Origin of the sequence: Streptosporangium sp. 'caverna' (assembly GCF_003203775.1) — a bacterium.
Classification (GTDB): Bacteria; Actinomycetota; Actinomycetes; order Streptosporangiales; family Streptosporangiaceae; genus Streptosporangium; species Streptosporangium subroseum.
Genome location: NZ_CP029711.1, coordinates 7360119 through 7378120 on the forward strand (window position 1 = coordinate 7360119; position 18002 = coordinate 7378120).

The following is an 18002-nucleotide window of genomic DNA, read 5'->3' on the forward strand; positions in this document are numbered from 1 at the left end:
CCGACCGGCATCCGGTGGCACGGGTCACCGAGCATCCGCAGCGTGGAAGCCTCGCTCTTCGGGACCTTGCCGGCCGATTCGTTGTGGATCTTCTCGACCCGCGCGTCCGACCGCGATACCGGACGTGGCCCGACGGGAATCGGCCGGCGGAGTCCTTCGGGGCGGGGAGGACGTCAGATCAGGAGCGCCGCGAACGCGCCAATGATCATGAATGGGCCGAAGGGGATCTCACTCTTGCGGCCCGCACGGCCCGCGACCATCAGCGCGACACCGTAGAGGCCGCCCGCGACAAAGCCCAGGAACGCCCCGATGACCACGGTCTCCCAGCCGAGCCAGCCGAGCGCGGTGCCCAGGCTTGCCGCGAGCTTGACGTCGCCCAGTCCCATCCCCGCCGGATTGACCAGGAATAGCGCCAGATAGAAGGCCGCCAGCGCGGCGCCCGCCAGTCCCGCCCTGAGAAGATCGTCGAATCGTCCTCCGGTCAGGGCCGCCACCGCGAGCAGGCCGCCGGTCCCGAGGTACGCCGCGAGGGTGAGCCCGTCGGGGAGCCGGTAGACGGCCAGGTCGATGAAGGCCAGCGTCACGGCGATCACCGCCAGCCACCAGAAGGCGAGAAGCTCCCCCACCCACGTGGCATCCGGCGGAAAGAAAGCCTCCGAGGCGGGGCGGTCCGCCACGGCCCGCAGGGCCAGCGCCCCGAGCGCCAGGGCGGTGACCACCGGAACGACCGGCGACGATGGCCTGCCCGGCCGGGACGGTTCCCCCTCGGCCGGGGCGTACCGGGCCACCAGGACGCGCGTCCGGAGCCCGATCACCAGACCGGCCAGGGCCGCCACAACGGGGAGGAGGATCACGCGACGACCATAATCCGCGGGGGCCTCCCCCGTCCGCCGAGCGCCCGGGTCCGCATCGGCACCGGCTCACGGAGGTCTCCCCGGTTCATCGAGACCCGGCACCGTCATGACGGTGTTCTCGTCCCACGTTCTCCATCGCGGCTCCGGCGACCCCGCCGCCGTGATTGCCCCGGTGATCCCGGCCGTCGACGTCGCCGGTTTCCCCCGGTGATCCCGGCCGTCGACGTCGCTTTCCCCCGAGGTTGCCACCGGAAGGGTCCACCTCCGACGTGGCCACCTCCGACGTGGCCGGCTTCGCCGGCGCCACTGTCGGAAGGGCCGGCCATCGGCTGCGCCGGCGCCGTTATCGGAAGGGCCAGCCGAACCGCCGGCGCCGGGGAGGCGGAGCGGGCTCCTCCTCCATGCGCGCCACGGTGACCTCGGGCCCCAGCCGGCCGACCGTGCCCGACTCGACCGCGGCGAGCGCCCGCAGGAGACTTCCCTCGATCACGAAGGGCACCGGGCCCGCCACGTCGATGACAACGGCGGCCACGCCCTCCTGCACCGCGGCCTGGCAGACCTGGAGGGCCGTCGCCTGGATGGGCCGGGCGTCGGGGCGCCAGAGTTTCAGCGACTCGGCCCCGGTGAAGGCGGGCACGGCCTCACGCCCGTCGTTGCCGACCAGCTTCGGGAGAGCCATCTCGCTCTCCTTCTCCTGCTTCAGCCCGTGCTCCCCGACCTCCGAGTCGGTCAGCAGCGCCACCACAGGGACGAGCAGCCTGGCCCCGCCCAGCGCGGCCATCACCTCACCCGCCTCCGCCGTACCGGCGGCGAAGGCCGCGAGCGCGGACGTCACGGAGACGTCGGCGCCGCCGTCGTCGTCGGGGACCAGTGGTTGCGGAATGCTCGGCACGAACCGGGAGCCTACCCGCGGGCGGCGGTGAGGCATGACCGCCCCGCCGCGGTCCCGCCTCACCCGCACGTCCCCGCCCGCTAATCCCCGGGCCGCCCGGAATCCCCGGGCGGCCGGCGATCTGGCCCGTGCTCGCGTGAGACGGGTCAGCCCAGGTCGGCGATGGCGGCCACCGGACCCCCGCCGCTGGGACCCTGATGGACCGCGGCGACCGAGACGAATACCGCGGGATCGCCGGTGACGCTGGCCGCGACCCCGCCGACGGTGGCCTTGATCTGACGGTGCCAGTGCACGTCGGAGTCGTCGAGCATGATGTTGCGGCGTCCCCTGACACTGCCCGACGGATCGGCTTCGCACTTCATGAAGACGTTGACCAGTTTGTCGCCCAGGTCCGACGGATGGGGGCGCTCGGGCAGGTCGATGCCGCTGGAGCGGATGGCCTCCCAGATGCCGTCGGCGTCCAGCGCGTCCTTCATGACGGAGTGGCCGATCCGGTAGCGACCACCGATGCCGCGCACGTTGCCGACGACCACGATCTGGGCCCGGTCCAGCTCGACGCCCGAGGAACAGGACGCGACGGAGGAGAAGAGCGACAGGTCGCGGTGGATCTGGTCGGCGGCGGGCATCTCGATCTCACCGAGCGCGACGGCGATGCCGAGCGCGGTGGTGGAGTTGGAGATGTCCATGGACGGGCCGGTGTCCTCGATGACCACGTCCTTGCCGCGCGACTTGGCCTCGTTGATGGTGGCCAGGGTGAGCAGGGGCGTCTTGGTCTGGACGTAGTGGACGTCGGCGGGATCGTCGATCCCGGCGGCCTTCATCGCCTCGCGGACCCCGGCGGCGACCTTCTCCACCATGGCGGGACGGCCGATGTCCTCGGGAAGGATGACGTCGCTCATCGCGATGCCGACGCTGACGCGCGGCTCGTCGCCCGGCTCGGCGTTCGCCGTGGTGGCGAAGATCGTGGCGTGCGGGCTGAGCACGCCGTCGGTGCCGCCCGACCACACCAGCGGGACGCTCTCGGGGGAGGGATGGCCCTTGGCGGCGAGCACCTCGCGGAAGGCGCGGTCGGCCAGGATGCGGGTGTAGTCGTTCACCCCGCCGTTGCCCTCGGTCTTGCCGATCACCGCGAGCACCCGGTGCGCCTCGATCACCCCGTCGTCGATGAGCCTGGTCAGCCCGGAGGCGTCGGTCACGCTCTCGATGGCCACCTTGCGTACTTCAATCGGTTCCGGCATCCCTGCCACCTTTCAATTGGTTCGTACTCACATTCAATGTCGCACCACGGTGCCGGCCTCCCCCGCGACCGCCGCCCCGATGTTCTCCAGGGAGGTGATCACCGACCGGTCGCCGCCCTGCTCGACGAAACGCAGGGCGGCCTCGACCTTCGGGCCCATGCTGCCCCCGGCGAAGTGCCCGGCGGCGTGCAGCGCGCGCAGCTCGACCGTGGTGACGTGGCCGATGGGCCGGGCCTCGGCCGTACCGAATCCGACGACGGCCTGCGGCACGTCGGTGGCGATGACCAGGGTCGTGGCCCGTACGGCGCGCGCCAGCATCGCGGCGGCCAGGTCCTTGTCGATCACGGCCTCGACTCCGCACAGCTTCCCGTCGGCGTCGCGGACCACGGGCACTCCCCCGCCGCCGGCGGCCACGACGGTGAACCCCGCGGCCACCAGCGCGGCCACCGCGGGCGCGTCGAGGATCTCCAGCGGTTCCGGGGAGGCCACCACCCGGCGCCAGCCCCGGTCGAACCGGTGCCAGGTCTCGCCGAGTTTCTCGAAGCGGCGTGCCTCCGCCTCGGTGAAGTAGCGGCCGATCGGCTTGATCGGGTCCTGGAAGGCCGGATCGCCGAGGTCCACGAGCGTCCGGGTCACCACCACCACGGCGCGACCGTCGAGCGCGTTGAGGATGAGCGTGCCGATCGTGGCCTGGGTCTGGGCGCCGCACCAGTCGAGCGGCACCGGGGGCACGACGTCGGCCGCGATCTGGTTCTTCAAGATCAGGTTGCCGACCTGGGGTCCGTTGCCGTGGGTGAGGGTCACCTGGTGACCGGCCGCGACCAGCGTGGTGACGTGGCGCATCGCGTCCTCGACCGCGCGGCGCTGATCGTCCGGCGACGCGCTCCCGTCGGGGGCCGTCATCGCGTTGCCCCCGAGCGCGATCAGTACTCGTTCACCCAACTCGTTCACCCAACTCGTTCACCCAGCCCGCTCTCCCGGCTCGTCTCATTCATTCCTCCACCCACACGGGCGACGTTAACGGGCTGCCCGGCCCGGCTCATGGGCACTCTTTGCCCAAGGCACGCCTGTTCTTCGACAGAACCCGCCGGTCGGAGGCCCGGCGCCCCGCCTTCCCCTCCGCTCTGCCGTCGCGCGAAAGGCGGGATCTTGCCCCGCTGAGGACATCTTGCGTAATATATGAGCATCTGTTCAGGTGTTAGAGAGATGGATCTTGCGATGGGTCACGGCCACGGTCACGGGCACAGCGCGAACTCCGACCGCCGCTACCTGGCGGCGGCGCTCGCCCTGCTGGTCGTCTTCATGGCGGCCGAAGTCGTCGTCGGCGTGATCGCCAACTCCATCGCGTTGATCTCCGACGCCGGGCACATGCTCACCGACGCCGCCTCCATCGCGCTCGCGCTGATCGCGATCAACATGGCCGCCCGCCCCGCGCGCGGCGCCTACACGTTCGGCTGGAAGCGCGCCGAGATCCTCTCCGCGGCGATCAACGGGCTGACCTTCGTGGTGCTCGTCGCCTACTTCGTCTACGAGGGCGTCCGGCGGCTCATCGAGCCACCGGAGGTCAAGGGGCTCCTGGTCTTCGGTACGGCTCTCGCCGGGATCGCGGTCAACGCCGCCGCCGCGTGGCTCATCGCCAGGGCCGACCGGAGCAGCCTCAACGTGGAGGGCGCGTTCCAGCACATCCTCAATGACATGTACGCCTTTGTCGCCACCGCGATCGCGGGCGCCGTCATCTGGCTCACCGGCTGGGGCAGGGCCGACGCGGTCGCCGCCCTGATCGTCGCGGCCCTCATGGCCAGGTCCGCCTACGGCCTGCTGCGCGACGCCGGGCGCATCCTGTTCGAGGCCGCTCCCGCCGGCGTCCATCCGGCCGAGGTGAACGCCGCGATCGTCGCCCATTCCGAGGTCACCGCCGTCGAGGACCTGCACGTGTGGACCGTGACCAGCGGCTTCCCCGCGCTGTCCGCGCACGTCATCGTCAAGCCCGGTGGCGACTGCCACCGCGTCCGCCGCGAGCTGGCCGAACTGCTGCACGAGCGGTTCCACATCGACCACACCACCCTGCAGGTCGACCACGTGCCCGGCACGGCGTGCCGGATCGTCTCCGCCTGAGCGGTCCCCGCGCCCGGGCCGGGCCTCGAAGACCGTCACCGGCCGGGTGACCACAGCATCGTGGCCGGGCGAGTCGATCACACTCGCCCGGCCCCTCGTACCGACGATGTCCGATCAGGACATGCCGGGAGATCTACCGGGAGGCATGTCGGAGGACATGTTGTGAAGGTCCTTCATGCTCCCGCTGGGCGTGGCCTTGTCGACCACCTCGGGGAGGTGGCTGGCGAGGGCCTGAAGCATCTCGTCCTCCGACATGCCCGCCTTCTGAGCGATCTTCCTGAGGTCGTTCATGTCGATGGCGGACCTCAGTTCCTCCGGGGTCACCGACTTGTTGGGGCCGGGGCTGACCCAGGACTTCGTCTGCTCCCCCAGGCCGCCCTTCCTGAGCTGATCGATCTTGTCGGCGACACCGCCGGACTTTCCGGAGCCGCTCTCGTCCTCTGGGGAGAAGAATGATTTGACCATGTTGCGGACGCCCTCGTCAGGGATGAGCCGCTCTAGGAAACTGTCGAATGCTGCCATGGAATCCCCCGGTTACGCGGTGGCGCCTTCGCGCCGCGAACAAGAACGGACCCTAAGGCCCATAAACCGGAATACCCCGAAATGCTCCTCAGTAATCGATATGTCACTTTAAGTGAGTAAAATCAACGATAAGTTCCCTAACCCTTCCTGGAACCACCTCTGGGAAGCGGAAACGGACGCCCCGACCACCCGACGGAGCCTGAACGGGCCGCCCGGAGCCGCCTCGGGTAAAGCCCGAGCGGACGCCTTCGTCCCCGCCCGCCTTCCCCGGATCATCCGGCGGTACCTCGCGACGTCGTCGAGCCCCGATCGGGGAGGTCACGCATCGTCCGGCAGCGGTTCGCCGGTCTCCAGCAGCGACTTCAGGCTCGCCACCACGCTCGGCCAGCCGTAGCTGACCATCTCGGCCAGGCTCGATCCGGGCTCGAAGCCGTCGTGCACGACGGTGAGCCTCACGACCTGCGCAGCCTCCTCAATCGTGAAGGTGACCTTCGAGCGAGCCTCGCCGGACAGCCGGGCGAGCAGTTCCTCGTCCCAGCCGAAGCGCTTGGCGAGCTCCGGGGTGATGGCGTGCCAGGTGTAGGAGAGCCGGCTGTAGGGTTCGGCCTCCAGCACGACCTGCTCCGGGTCGCTGATCAGCACGCCGTGGTTGTCCCAGGTCATCGGCGAGCCGACGGACCAGTCCGTGGTGAACTCCGTGGCCCAGTAGCGGCGGGTGAAGGCGGGATCGGTCAGCGCCTGCCAGAGCTTCTGCGGGGTGGTGCGGATGTAGGTGGTGTAGACGAAGGTCGGCGCGTCCATCGGGGTCTCCTCCAGGGCGAGTTTCAGGTCCGCCAGGGCTTGGACCCTGGCCCGGTCGTAGCGGCTGATCCACCGGTGGGCGATCTCGTGCACGGGCGCGGCGTTGAGGTAGTGCAGCTTCTCCCGGCCCCGCCGCACGGTGGTGACGAGCCCGGCCTCCTCCAACACCGCGAGGTGCTTGCTGACGGACTGCCTGGCCATGTCGAGTCCGGCGCACAGCTCGCGCAGCGTCTGCCCGTTACGGGCGTTGAGCGAGTCGAGCAGCGCGCGCCGGCTCGGATCGGCCAGTGCCTTGAACACCTCGTCCATGCCCGCCCTCGTACCCAGGTCGCCGCCGTCGATATGCAGCCTTTCGGCTGCCTTTAATTTAGGCAGCCATATGGCTGCCTGTCAAGGCGCGCGGTTACGACGGGCGGAGGCGGGAGTTGATCATCCTCGGCACGGCCTCGCAGGTGCCGACGCGTACGCGCACGCCCGGCGGCCGGTCATCGGACTTCGGTCGGCCCAGGTTCGCCCCGACTTCGTTCACGGGCGTTCCGTGCGCTTCACTCGGTGTCTCTTCGAACGGCGGTCGCCACCCGTCCGCCGCCGCGGATGGGAAGGCAGCAGCGGCTCGGCGCGCCGCCACAGATCGTCGGTGACGATCCAGGGACGCGGACGTGATGGCGTACCCCCGGCGCAGCAGGTAAGCCACCCGCCGTCAGTCGAATCAGAACCAGTTCACACCGTCTGTGTCAGAGGTTCTCAGGCTTCTCGGGAAACTCGGCGATCAGCGCGGTACCGATGCGGCGGAAACCGATCCGGGCGTACATCCGGGCGACGTCGTCGTCGCCGGCGGACAGGAAGACGGTCTTCACACCCCGTGATCTGGCGTCGGCCACCAGCGCGGCGGTGACCGCGAGCCCGAGACCGCGCCGGCGGGCGGCGGGCAGCGTCCCGACTCCGACGATCTCGCTGACCGCTCCAACCGGCTGGTGCTGGCCCGCGCACAGCGCCATCCCGTCCTCGACGGCCGCGGCGATCGCCGTCAGTCCCGCCCGCATGCGCGAGACCGCGCGCTCGACCGAACCGTCGGCGGCGCGGGTCGCCGCCGCCGTGGCCAGTTCCGCCAGGCCCGCCACGCCGACGCCCGTCCCGGGCTCCGCGAAGGCGAGATGCGGAACGGCCAGCGCGGAGGGCAGCGCCGGATCGTCCGGGCCCATGATCCGTACGGACGGTCCCTCGGAAGGCTCGTTCCGCTCCGGTATCGCGGCATCCTCGTCGAGGACCATCAGGGGATGTTCGTGGATCACGAGCCCCGACTCCTCGACCGCGGGCCTCAGCGCGGGCGAGGTCTCGGCGACCCACTCGAAGCTCTCCGGAATCCCGAGCTCGCGCTGCCGGGCCCGCACCAGTGTCACGTCGGTGACGCTCACGGAACCGTGCCATTCCCGAGCGGGCCGCGCGTAGAACGGCCAGCCCTCGCCCTCCCGCACGAACAGCGTGAGCGGGCCGTGGCGCTCCACGCGAGCGCCGGAGAGTGGGACCGCGTCGTAGTACTGCTCAAGCCGGTCCAGCAGGGCCCGCTCAGAATGATCATCGAGTTTCACGGAAGTCATACGATCATCCAAGCAACACCCGGCCGATCACCGCCACCCGATTACGGCCCAGGTCAGGGCATCTACCGTTCAAAGGGACGGTCGACCTGGTCTCCAGCGAACCGTTCAGCGTCGCCGCGCTCACCGGTCCCGTGCCGAGCCGGATTCCGCGAAGGAGCGGGACGGGCTCCGCAAAGGAGACGGACCGCCCGCGAAAGGGGGCGGGCCCCGTCACCCGGGGTGGCCGCCCGTCCCGCCGAGCCGGGCCAGGCGGCTCACGGCCTCGTCGATGACCTCGTCCTTCTTGCAGAAGGCGAAGCGGACGAAGTGGCGTCCGCGCTCGGGACGGGCGTAGAAGACCTGCGTGGGGATGGCGACCACGCCCGCCAGGGACGGAAGCTCTCGGGTGAGGGCGAGACCGTCGGTGAAGCCGAGGGGACGGATGTCGGTCTGGACGAAGTAGGTGCCCGCGGGGCGGTAGACCTCGAACCCCGCCGCGGACAGCCCCGCCATCAGGCGGTCGCGCTTGGACTCCAGGCCGGTGCGGAGGGAGGAGACCCAGCCGAGCTCGTGGCGCAGGCCGTACGAGGCGGCGAGCTGCCAGGGCGCGGCGGCGGTGAAGGTGAGGAACTGCTTGACGGTCTGGACCGCGCGGACGAACTCGGGCGGGGCACAGATCCAGCCCGTCTTCCAGCCCGTGACCGAGAAGGTCTTGCCCGCGGAGGAGATCATCACGGTGCGGTCGCGCATGCCGGGGAGGGTGGCCAGGGGGATGTGCTCGACGCCGTCGAAGGTGAGGTGTTCGTAGACCTCGTCGGTGACGGCGATCAGGTCGCGCTCCTGGCAGAGAAGGGCGATCTCCTCCAGCTCCGCGCGGGTGAAGACCGTGCCCGTGGGATTGTGCGGGGAGTTGACCAGGATCGCCCGGGTGCGCGGGCCGACGGCCGCGCGCAGTTCCGCGGGGTCGAAGGTGAAGCGGCCCTCGACCGGGCGCAGGGTGACCGGGCGGAGCACGGCTCCCGCCAGGGTGACGGAGGCGGCGTAGGAGTCGTAGTACGGCTCGAAGGCGATCACCTCGTCGCCGGATTCGCACAGCGCCAGGATCGCCGCCGCGACGGCCTCGGTGGCGCCGACGGTGACGAGGACCTCCCCATCGGGGTCGTAGTCGAGGCCGTAGTGGTCCTTGCGGTGCTCGGAGACGGCCTGGCGCAGCTCGGGGACTCCGGGACCCGGCGGATACTGGTTGAAGCCATCCCGGATCGCCGCCATCGCGTGCTCAAGCATCGCGGCGGGCCCGTCGGTGTCGGGGAAGCCCTGCCCCAGGTTGATCGAACCGGTCCGCACGGCCAGCGCGGACATCTCGGCGAAGATGGTCGTTCCGAACTCGCGCATCCGCGCCACCAGAGGATCGCTCACGCGTCCCAGAGTAACCGGCACGCCGTTCGCGGCGGATCACGACGCCGGACGTCGGGAAACTCCGCCCGGACCCGGACCGCGGGTGCCTGGAACGGCGGAGCCGTGGCGCGGGAGATGCCCGGCGGGTCGTGGCGGACCCGCCGGGCATCGAGGCGCCGGCGGTCAGCCGGCGACGATCTCGAACTGCTCCCAGGGTCCGATCGCGTCGCGGTTGGCGATCAGAGGCTGCGCCCCGCCGCCCTCCGCGCACACGTACTTACCGTTGATCTGGGCCCGGATGCTGGTCGAGCCGTCCGGGTTGCCGATCAGCTGGAAGGTCTCCCAGGAGCCGGCCGTGGCGCGATCGGCGATCAGCGGCTGCGTCCTCGTGCCCGCGGCGGACACGTACATGTTGTTGATCTTCGCCTTCAGGGCCACGTTCCCGTTGCCCAGGTCGACGCGCTCGAACTGCTGTCCCGATCCGACGGACGTCCCGTTCGCGATCAGGGGCGCGCCGTTGGCGGCGGTGACGTAGCGGCCGTTGGCCTTGGAGCGCAGGCCGACCACCGAGGAGACCGGCGTGCCCGGTGCCCCGAACCAGCTGAGGTTGACCGCGTTCGCGATGGCCTGCAGGCCGGCCTCGTTGGGGTGCAGGTGGTCGCCGGTGTCGTAGGCGGGGAGGAACATCGTGGGATTGGCCGGGTCCCTGGTCGCCACGTCCTGGTCGAGCACGGCGTCACAGCCGCTGTCGGCGCCGCGGACGAAGGTGTTGTAGGCGACACGCTGGTTCTCGGCCGCCTGCGACCAGCCGCCCGCGCCGCGGAAGGGGGTCAGCGTCGAGCAGATGAATTTGATGTTCCGCTGGTGGGCGCGGGAGATGAGCTGCTTCGCGGCGTCGATCAGCTGCGACGCGGCCGGCGGCGAGGCGACACCCAGGTCGTTGATGGGATCGTCGGAGAAGATCACCCATTTGACGCCCGGCTGGGCGAGCACATCGCGTTCGAAGCGGTTGGGCGCGCTCTGCCCGGCGCCGTCGGCCAGCAGCTTGTTACCGCTGATGCCCTGGTTGAGCACTCCGACCGCGCGGCCCGAATCGACCAGCCGGGAGGCCAGCCGGTTGGGCCAGCGCCGGTTGGTGTTGGAGCTGGAGCCGACGCCGTCGGTGATCGAGGCGCCCAGCGTGGCGACGGCGCCCGGCGCGGAGTCGTTCTGCACGTCCAGGTTGGCCAGGAAGTAGTAGCTGCCGACCTGCTGGGCACCGGGGAGGGTCGCGTTCGCGCTGGCGTTCCCCGAGGTGACGTAGTTGGTCTGGCTTGAGGTCTGGTGGTAGGTGGCGGGGCCGGTCGACTGCGGAAGGTAGATGCTGACCGCGAGGTCCGACTGCGCGGGGACCACGAGGTCGATGGCGTCGCTGATCGCCAGCGACCCGGCGGGGATGGTGACGCTCCGCTGACCGCCGAAGGTCGCCACCCGGTCGGTGCCGAGATCGACGCCGGAGTCGGAGGTGCGGCGGGCCACGTGCACGTTGTCGATGGTCACCGCCTGCCTGCCGAACGCGTTCGACAGCTGGACGCGCGCCGACGTGCCGCCGATGCTGGTGTGCACGATCTGGCGCACGGTCTGCTGGTTGAAGACGGTGCTGCCGCTCTGTGGAGAGACCGCCCAGGTGCCGGTCCATCCGATCGCCGCCGCGTCGGCCGGGCCGGTCGTCACGCCGGTCATGCCCGCCGTCAGGACGGCCGCGAGGGCCACTGCTGACAGACGGAAAACGCCGCGTCGTCTCAAGAATCCTCCTGTGAACCGGTGCTGCCGTGAACCGAACCCGGTGGCCGGCCGTATTTACGGACGGCCCACATCAGGGTCCGGTCATCGAATTAATCAAGGCGACATTAGGGCGACATATAGGACTCGGTCAAGCCATAGATAGGATGTATCGACAAACTCCCGCCGGGATGTTTTCGACGTGATCCATTGTAACGTTCCTAAAATACGATTTTTCAGCCAGATTCCTCAGGCGAGCAGGGAACGGGCGATTGGATCTCTCCAAATAGGTCCGATCTATTTGGAAGAAGTGCGGCTCACCGAGTGGCCTGAGATCCGCCGCCGGTCCGTCTGCCCAGGACCGCGACGCCCTAACTCCGACCGTCGAAGACGCCCCCGCCGACGCTCGGCGGCTCGTCCGGCCCGGGCATGACGACGCCCGGAGGCGTCCGGACGCCTCCGGGCGCTCCGTACGCCCGAACCGGGAGCCCCGCGGCCCGCGTAACCGCCTGAATCCCGGCCGCCCGCGCACGGACCCAGTGGGGCCGGCGGACCCGCCGAATCGCCGATCCGCCCGGCGGGCCGGTGGAGATCCGGCCGAAAGTTTCACCTGACCGGTGCTCGCGTTCACGACTTCTTCCAGGTCATCGACCCTCCCTCTGGCGGGGTCCGCGGAGAGGCTTGTCCTCTGAAACATTTCTGTGAACACTTCGAAATATTTCAGACGGTCGCACCCTTGATGCGGTCCGCCCCAGGACAGCCAGAAAGGACAACGGATGAGGGTGAAAGCTCACGCGTTGGGCGCGGTGATCGCCGCCATGGTGCTCGTCATCACGGCCCTGGTCACGGCGCCGCCGGCCTCGTCGGCATCCCTGACCGAGGTGACCGGCTTCGGCACCAATCCCACCAACCTGCGAATGCACCTGTACGTGCCGGATCGCGTCGCGGCCAGACCGGCCATCGTGGTGGCCGTGCATTACTGCACCGGCACCGGCCCTGCCTTCTACTCGGGTACGGAGTTCGCCTCCCTGGCCGACCGGTACGGGTTCATCGTCATCTACCCGTCGGCGACCCGGAGCGGCGCCTGCTTCGACGTCTCCTCACCCCAGGCGCTCAGACATGACGGCGGCAGCGACCCCGTGGGGATCGTGTCCATGGTCAGGTACGTCCAGCAGCGCAACAACGCCGATCCCAGCCAGGTCTACGTCGTCGGCGCGTCCTCCGGCGCCATGATGACCAACGTCCTGCTGGGCGACTACCCCGACGTGTTCAAGGCCGGGGCGGCGTTCATGGGAGTGCCGTTCGCCTGTTTCGCCACCACCGACGGCTCCAGCTGGAACAGCGCCTGCGCCAACGGCACCGTCGTCAAGACCCCGCAGCAGTGGGGCGACCTGGTGCGGGGGGCCTATCCCGGCTACAGCGGCGCGCGTCCGCGCATGCAGGTGTGGCACGGCACCGAGGACGCCACCCTGCGCTACCCCAACTTCCAGGAAGAGATCAAGCAGTGGACCAACGTCCACGGGATCAGCCAGACTCCCACGTTCACCGACCGGCCGCAGTCGAACTGGACGCGGACCCGGTACGGAGGCACCGGCGTGAACGTCGCCGTGGAGGCGATCAGTGTCCAGGGCGTCGGGCACAGCCTTCCCACCAGCGGCATGGCCGCGGCCGCCATCCAGTTCTTCGGCCTGACCGGCGGCCCCACCCCCACACCGACCCCCACCCCGACGCCTACACCCACCCCCACGCCGACCCCGACCCCGACGCCCACGCCCACGCCCACGCCCACGCCGGAGCCCTCCGGTCCCTGCCGCGTCACCTACACCATGAACACCTGGAACAACGGATTCACCACCGCGGTCACCGTTGCCAACACCGGAACCTCCCCCATCACCAACTGGTCCCTGGCGTTCTCCCTCCCCGGCGGGCAGACGATCACCTCCGCCTGGAACGCCACCGTCTCACCGGCCAGCGGCCAGGTGACCGCCAGGAACGTCTCCTACAACGCGACCATCGCGGCGGGCGCCTCGGCCGGTTTCGGCTTCCAGGCCACCCACACCGGTAACACCGGCAAACCCGCCTCTTTCACCCTCAACTCCGCCACCTGCACCACGGGCTGAGAGGATCCGCGTCGGCGCTCGGGGGCCGGCGCGGGCCTGAGGCAGGCGGGTGTCCCTCCACCGCCGACGACTCGGCACGGAGATCGGCACGGAGAGCCACCGTCTCCCGGGCGACCCCCGGGAGACGGTGCCTCACCCCTGGCCACCGATGAAATCGCGGTACCAGTGGTAACTGGCCTTGGGCGTGCGAGCCTGGGTGGCGTAGTCGACGTGCACGAGGCCGAACCGGGCGTCGTACCCCCTGGCCCACTCGAAGTTGTCGATCAAGGACCAGCAGAAGTAACCGCGGACGTCCACCCCGTCGGCGATGGCCGCGCCGGTGGCGGCCAGGTGCTCCGCCAGGTAGTCGATGCGGCCGGCGTCGTCGAGCTCGCCGCGGTCGCCGTAACCGTTCTCGGTGACGAAGACCGGCGGCAGTCCCGGAAACCGCGCGGCGAGCCCGGTGAGGGTGTCCCGCAGGCCGCGCGGCTCGATCCGCCAGCCGAGCCCGCTGGTCCGCGGCCCGTCCGGCATCACCGTGCGCACGCCGATGTCGTGGGCGGAACGCAGCGCCGGGTCGGGCTGGGCGTACGGCGCGGCGGCGGCGTGGATCGGGTAGTAGTAGTTCACCCCGAGGAAGTCCAGCGGCGCCGAGATGAGTTCGAGGTCGCCGTCGCGGCGGAAGGAGAAATCGCTGATCTCTCCGTAGACCTCGGGCAGGTCCTCGGGATAGGCGCCGCCGAGCAGCGGCTCGGTGAACTGCCGGTTGACCATCAGGTCCATCCGGCGGGCGGCGGCCGCGTCCTCGGCCGAGGAGCTCGCCGGCACGCCCGGCGACATGTTGAGCGTGACGCCGATCCGCTCGCCCTCCCGGGCGCGCTCGCGCAGGCGGCCGGTGGCCAGGCCGTGCCCGACGAGCAGGTGGTGTGCCGCGGCCAGGGCCCCGTGCCCCTCCCGGGTGCCGGGCGCGTGGCGGCCCTCGGCGTATCCGACGATCGAGGAGCAGTACGGCTCGTTCAGCGTGATCCAGTACGGCACGCCGTCCAGTGCCTCGTGCACGGTCGCGGCGTAGTCGGCGAAGCGCTCGGCGGTGTCCCGATCCCGCCACCCGCCGCGGTCCTCCAGCGCCTGGGGCAGGTCCCAGTGGTAGAGGGTGACGAACGGCACGATGTCATGCTCGTGGAGCGCGCCGACCAGGCGGCGGTAGAAGTCGAGGCCCCGCTGGTTGACACGGCCGCCTCCCTCGGGGAACACCCGCGGCCACGCCACCGACAGCCGGTAGGCGCCGACGCCGAGACCGGCGAGGAGCTCCACGTCCTGGGGCCAGCGGTGGTAATGGTCACAGGCGGGGTCGCCGGACTCCCCCGCCGCCACGGCTCCCGGGACCTTGGAGAAGGTGTCCCAGATCGACGGGCCGCGGCCGTCGACGTCGACGGCCCCCTCGATCTGGTAGGCGGAGGTGGCCACGCCCCAGACGAATCCGGTGGGGAAGGTCCCGGCCTCCGTGACGCGCTCTTCTGTCGCCGTCATCCCTTGATCGCCCCTGACATGATTCCTCCAATGATCTGCCGGCCGAGGAGCGTGAACACGACCACCATGGGAACGGTCGCGATCACGGCACCGGTCAGCACGAGTGCGAAGTCGGTCGTGTAACCGCTGGCCAGGGTGGAGAGCGCGACCTGGACGGTCGGATTCTCCGGGGTCAGCACGACCAGCGGCCAGAAGAAATCGTTCCATGCCTGCATGAAGGTGAACAGCCCGAGCACGGCCGCGGCGGGCCGGGCGGCGGGCAGCACGACGTGCCAGAACAGTCGCAGCGTGCTGCAGCCGTCCATCCGCCCCGCCTCCAGCAGCTCGTCGGGGACGGCGCCGGAGAGGTACTGCGTCATGAAGAACACTCCGAACGCCGTCACCAGACCGGGGACGATCACCGCCTCGATCCGCCCGGTCCAGCCCAGCTCTCCCATGAGGATGTAGAGCGGGATGATGCCGAGCTGGTGGGGGACGGTCGTGGTGGCGATCGCCGCCACGAGCAGGCCGCTACGCCCCCGGAAGCGGAGCTTGGCGAAGGCGAACCCGGCCAGGGTCGAGAAGAAGACCACCGAGACGGTGACCGTACTCGACACGAGGAAGGAGTTGAACAGGGCCTGCCCGAAGGCGGTGGTGTCGAACACCCGGGCGATGTTCTCGAACAGGTGGCCGCCGGGCACCAGCACGGGCGGCACCTTGCCGATCGCGTCGTTGCTCTGCGAGGCGACGATCAGCGACCAGTAGACGGGGAACAGCGAGCCGAGCAGGAAGGCGACGAGCGCCGCGTAGGTCCAGAATCCCGCCGAGCGGGGCGCGCGGACCTTACGAGGCCGGCGCGGACGTGGGGTGTCCGCCTTGGGAGGGGCCGAAGTGGTGATGGTCGCCATGGGTCAGCTGCCCCTGATCCGTCGGGTGATGGAGAAGTTGACGAGCGCCATGACCACGATGATCAGGCAGAGAGTCCAGGCGATCGCCGAGGCGTAGCCGAACTCGTACAGGCCGAAGCCCTGCTCGTAGAGGTAGAGCCCGACGGTCTGGAACTGCCGGTCGGATCCGCCCGTCGGGTTGCCGGTCCCGGCCTGGAACAGCAGCGGCTCGGCGATGATCTGGAAGCCGCCGATGGTGGAGACGACGCCGGTGAAAATGATCGTCGGCCTGAGCATCGGGATGGTGATCCGCCAGAACTGGGTCCACTGGCCGGCCCCGTCGATGGTGGCGGCCTCGTAGAGGTGATTGGGGATGGCCTGCATGGCCGCCAGGTAGATCAGGGCGTTGTAGCCGGTCCACCGCCAGATCACGATCACCGAGATCGCGATGTGTGAGCTGAGCGTGCCCGCCTGCCAGTCGACCGGGCCGAGCCCGACCACGCCGAGCACCCAGTTGACGATGCCGAAGTCACGGCCGAAGAGCTGGGCGAAGATGATCGTGACCGCGACGATCGAGGTGATGTTGGGCAGCAGCACTCCCATCCGGAAGAACGTCCTGGCCCGCAGGCTGCGGTTGAGCATGTGCGCGACGACCAGGGCGACCAGCAGCTGCGGGATCGTCGACAGCAACCAGATGCTGACCGTGTTGCCCAGGGCGTTCCAGAAGTACGAGTCCTGGATCAGCGCGACGTAGTTCTCGGCCCCCACCCAGTTCCTGGTCGACTCGATCAGGTTCCAGTCGGTCATGGAGACGTAGGCGGTGTAGAGCAGCGGGAACAGGCCGAACACGCCGAACAGCAGGAAGAAGGGGGCGATGTAGAGGTACGGCGAACCCTTGACGTCGAGTGTGTACGCGAGGCGGCGCCGTGGCCGCCTGGTGACGGAGGTCATCGATGATCTCATCCCTGTCGGAGGGGGCACGCCGGCGAGCCCTGGCCGCTCGCCGGCGTCCCGGCTCACTTACTGATGCGCTCGACGTCCTTGAGCATCTGCTCCCACGCCTGGTCGCCGTTCTGTTTGCCCTCCTCCACACGGTTGATCGCGTCGCGGATGGCGGTCTGGATGTCACCGGCGCGCGGGCCCTGGTACTGCGGCTTCAGGTTGAGCGCCGCCGTGGTGAAGATCTTGCCGATCGGGGCGTCGTTGAAGAATTGGTGGGTCAGCCCCGTGACCTCGGGCTTCTCGTAGGTCTCCACGGTCGAGGGCAGGATGCCGTGCTTGCTGAACACCTTGATCTGCTGCTCGGGTGCGGTCAGCCAGGCGATCAGCTCGACGGCTTCCTTGACGTGCTTGCCCTGGGCCGGAACGGTCAGGTAGGAGCCGCCCCAGTTGCCGCCGCCGCCGGGGATCGCGGCCACGTCCCACTTGCCGGCGAACTCCTTGGCCTGGTCCTGGATCTTCGCGAGCATCCAGGCGGGACAGCCGATGGTGGCGAACTGGCTCTTGGCGAAGCCGGTGTTCCACGCCGGGGAGCTGCCGACGAGCTTGGCGGACTGGCCGTCCGTCACGGACTGCAGGACCTGGTCGTAGGCCTTGCGCACCTCGGGATTACCGGCAACCACGACCTTGTCGCTCGTGTCGTAGTAGCCGACCGGGGCCTGACCGATGATCGCGTTGAAGACCTGTGCGGCTCCGTCGTAGAACGCGGCGCCGTCGGGCTTCTTGGCGGTGTACTTCTTGCCGGCCTCGAAGTAGGACGGCCAGTCGGGCCAGAGCGCCGACACCTCGTCGCGGTCGGTGGGCAGGCCGGCCTTCTCGAACAGGTCACGGCGGTAGCACATCGCCAGGCCGCCGACATCGGTGCCGTAGCCGATCTGCGCGCCGGTCTTGGCGAGGGAGGCCTCCCACTTCCACGGCAGCCAGCGGCCGGAGAGCTGGGCGGCTCCGTGCTGGTTGAGGTCGGTGAAGTGCTGTGGCTGCCCGCGGAACTGGGCGATGAAGCCGGTGTCGATCGCCTCGATGTCGCCTGCGCCCTGCTTGGTGGCGAGGTGGGCCGCGAGGTTGCGGTGGTGGTCGTTGTAGGCCGAGGTCCGCTCCACGATCTTGATGTTCGGGTGTGCGGCCTCATATTCGGTGTAGAGCTCCTTGAAGCCCATGTTGCCGAAGAGGTTGAGGGACAGGGTGATCTTCTCATCGCCCTGGGGCCCGGCGGAGGCATCGTCTCCCTGGGAGCCGCAACCGGCGGCGAGCAGTCCTGCCGCGGCCACTGCCGCGATGATGCGCATTCTTCCCGAGAACACAGGGACTCCTTCTTCCTGAAGAAGCGGGGAAAGGTCCCAGAGATAAGGAACA

15 protein-coding genes are annotated in these 18002 nt (G+C 69.6%); 2 read left to right on the top strand and 13 right to left on the bottom strand.

Translation table 11 applies throughout. The features are described from left to right. Nucleotides 1–173 precede the first annotated feature (173 nt). The 4 genes from DKM19_RS32160 to DKM19_RS32175 form a co-directional block, all read right to left on the bottom strand. Nucleotides 174–854 carry an A24 family peptidase gene (locus tag DKM19_RS32160; protein ID WP_110700883.1) on the bottom strand — a complete coding sequence of 227 codons (681 nt, stop codon included), beginning with the start codon at nucleotides 852–854 and terminating at the stop codon, nucleotides 174–176. 343 nt (nucleotides 855–1197) lie between these two features. Further along, entirely contained in the window at nucleotides 1198–1746 is a 549-nt protein-coding gene (locus tag DKM19_RS32165) for an SseB family protein (protein ID WP_110706149.1), read from the bottom strand. Nucleotides 1747–1892: 146 nt separating this feature from the next. Further along, nucleotides 1893–2984, bottom strand: a complete 1092-nt coding sequence (locus tag DKM19_RS32170) for a ring-opening amidohydrolase (protein WP_089206480.1) — start codon at nucleotides 2982–2984, stop codon at nucleotides 1893–1895. 33 nt (nucleotides 2985–3017) lie between these two features. Next, nucleotides 3018–3935 carry a carbamate kinase gene (locus tag DKM19_RS32175; RefSeq protein ID WP_239513696.1) on the bottom strand — a complete coding sequence of 306 codons (918 nt, stop codon included), beginning with the start codon at nucleotides 3933–3935 and terminating at the stop codon, nucleotides 3018–3020. Between the two features lie 255 nt (nucleotides 3936–4190). Here DKM19_RS32175 and DKM19_RS32180 point away from each other — a divergent pair, with 255 nt between their 5' ends. Beyond that, nucleotides 4191–5099, top strand: a complete 909-nt coding sequence (locus DKM19_RS32180; RefSeq protein ID WP_110700885.1) for a cation diffusion facilitator family transporter — start codon at nucleotides 4191–4193, stop codon at nucleotides 5097–5099. Between the two features lie 114 nt (nucleotides 5100–5213). Here DKM19_RS32180 and DKM19_RS32185 read toward each other — a convergent pair whose 3' ends face one another. The 5 genes from DKM19_RS32185 to DKM19_RS32205 form a co-directional block, all read right to left on the bottom strand. Next, nucleotides 5214–5621 carry a YidB family protein gene (locus tag DKM19_RS32185; protein WP_110700887.1) on the bottom strand — a complete coding sequence of 136 codons (408 nt, stop codon included), beginning with the start codon at nucleotides 5619–5621 and terminating at the stop codon, nucleotides 5214–5216. A 318-nt stretch (nucleotides 5622–5939) separates the two neighbouring features. Further along, a complete protein-coding gene (locus DKM19_RS32190) occupies nucleotides 5940–6731 on the bottom strand; it encodes a metalloregulator ArsR/SmtB family transcription factor (RefSeq protein ID WP_110700889.1) in 792 nt (263 codons plus the stop codon). A 425-nt stretch (nucleotides 6732–7156) separates the two neighbouring features. Then, a complete protein-coding gene (locus tag DKM19_RS32195; protein ID WP_110700891.1) occupies nucleotides 7157–8020 on the bottom strand; it encodes a GNAT family N-acetyltransferase in 864 nt (287 codons plus the stop codon). A 210-nt stretch (nucleotides 8021–8230) separates the two neighbouring features. Further along, the gene (locus tag DKM19_RS32200) at nucleotides 8231–9415 is read right to left on the bottom strand and encodes a pyridoxal phosphate-dependent aminotransferase (RefSeq protein ID WP_110700893.1); all 1185 of its coding nucleotides are present in this window, start codon (nucleotides 9413–9415) and stop codon (nucleotides 8231–8233) included. Between the two features lie 162 nt (nucleotides 9416–9577). Beyond that, nucleotides 9578–11179, bottom strand: coding sequence for a GDSL-type esterase/lipase family protein (locus DKM19_RS32205; protein ID WP_204358341.1), 1602 nt, complete (start codon nucleotides 11177–11179; stop codon nucleotides 9578–9580). A 752-nt stretch (nucleotides 11180–11931) separates the two neighbouring features. Here DKM19_RS32205 and DKM19_RS32210 point away from each other — a divergent pair. Continuing rightward, nucleotides 11932–13275, top strand: coding sequence for a PHB depolymerase family esterase (locus DKM19_RS32210; protein WP_239513697.1), 1344 nt, complete (start codon nucleotides 11932–11934; stop codon nucleotides 13273–13275). A 132-nt stretch (nucleotides 13276–13407) separates the two neighbouring features. Here DKM19_RS32210 and DKM19_RS32215 read toward each other — a convergent pair whose 3' ends face one another. The 4 genes from DKM19_RS32215 to DKM19_RS32230 all read right to left on the bottom strand — a co-directional run bounded on the left by DKM19_RS32215 (nucleotide 13408) and on the right by DKM19_RS32230 (nucleotide 17950). Beyond that, nucleotides 13408–14784, bottom strand: a complete 1377-nt coding sequence (locus DKM19_RS32215) for a GH1 family beta-glucosidase (RefSeq protein ID WP_110700895.1) — start codon at nucleotides 14782–14784, stop codon at nucleotides 13408–13410. Beyond that, nucleotides 14781–15671 (bottom strand): carbohydrate ABC transporter permease, encoded by an 891-nt coding sequence (locus tag DKM19_RS32220; RefSeq protein ID WP_110700897.1) that lies wholly within the window; start codon nucleotides 15669–15671, stop codon nucleotides 14781–14783. Before DKM19_RS32220 ends, DKM19_RS32215 begins: the two co-directional genes overlap by 4 nt. Nucleotides 15672–15674: 3 nt before the next feature. Next, nucleotides 15675–16601, bottom strand: coding sequence for a carbohydrate ABC transporter permease (locus tag DKM19_RS32225; RefSeq protein ID WP_110700899.1), 927 nt, complete (start codon nucleotides 16599–16601; stop codon nucleotides 15675–15677). A 65-nt stretch (nucleotides 16602–16666) separates the two neighbouring features. Further along, nucleotides 16667–17950, bottom strand: a complete 1284-nt coding sequence (locus DKM19_RS32230) for an ABC transporter substrate-binding protein (protein ID WP_239513698.1) — start codon at nucleotides 17948–17950, stop codon at nucleotides 16667–16669. Nucleotides 17951–18002 lie beyond the last annotated feature (52 nt).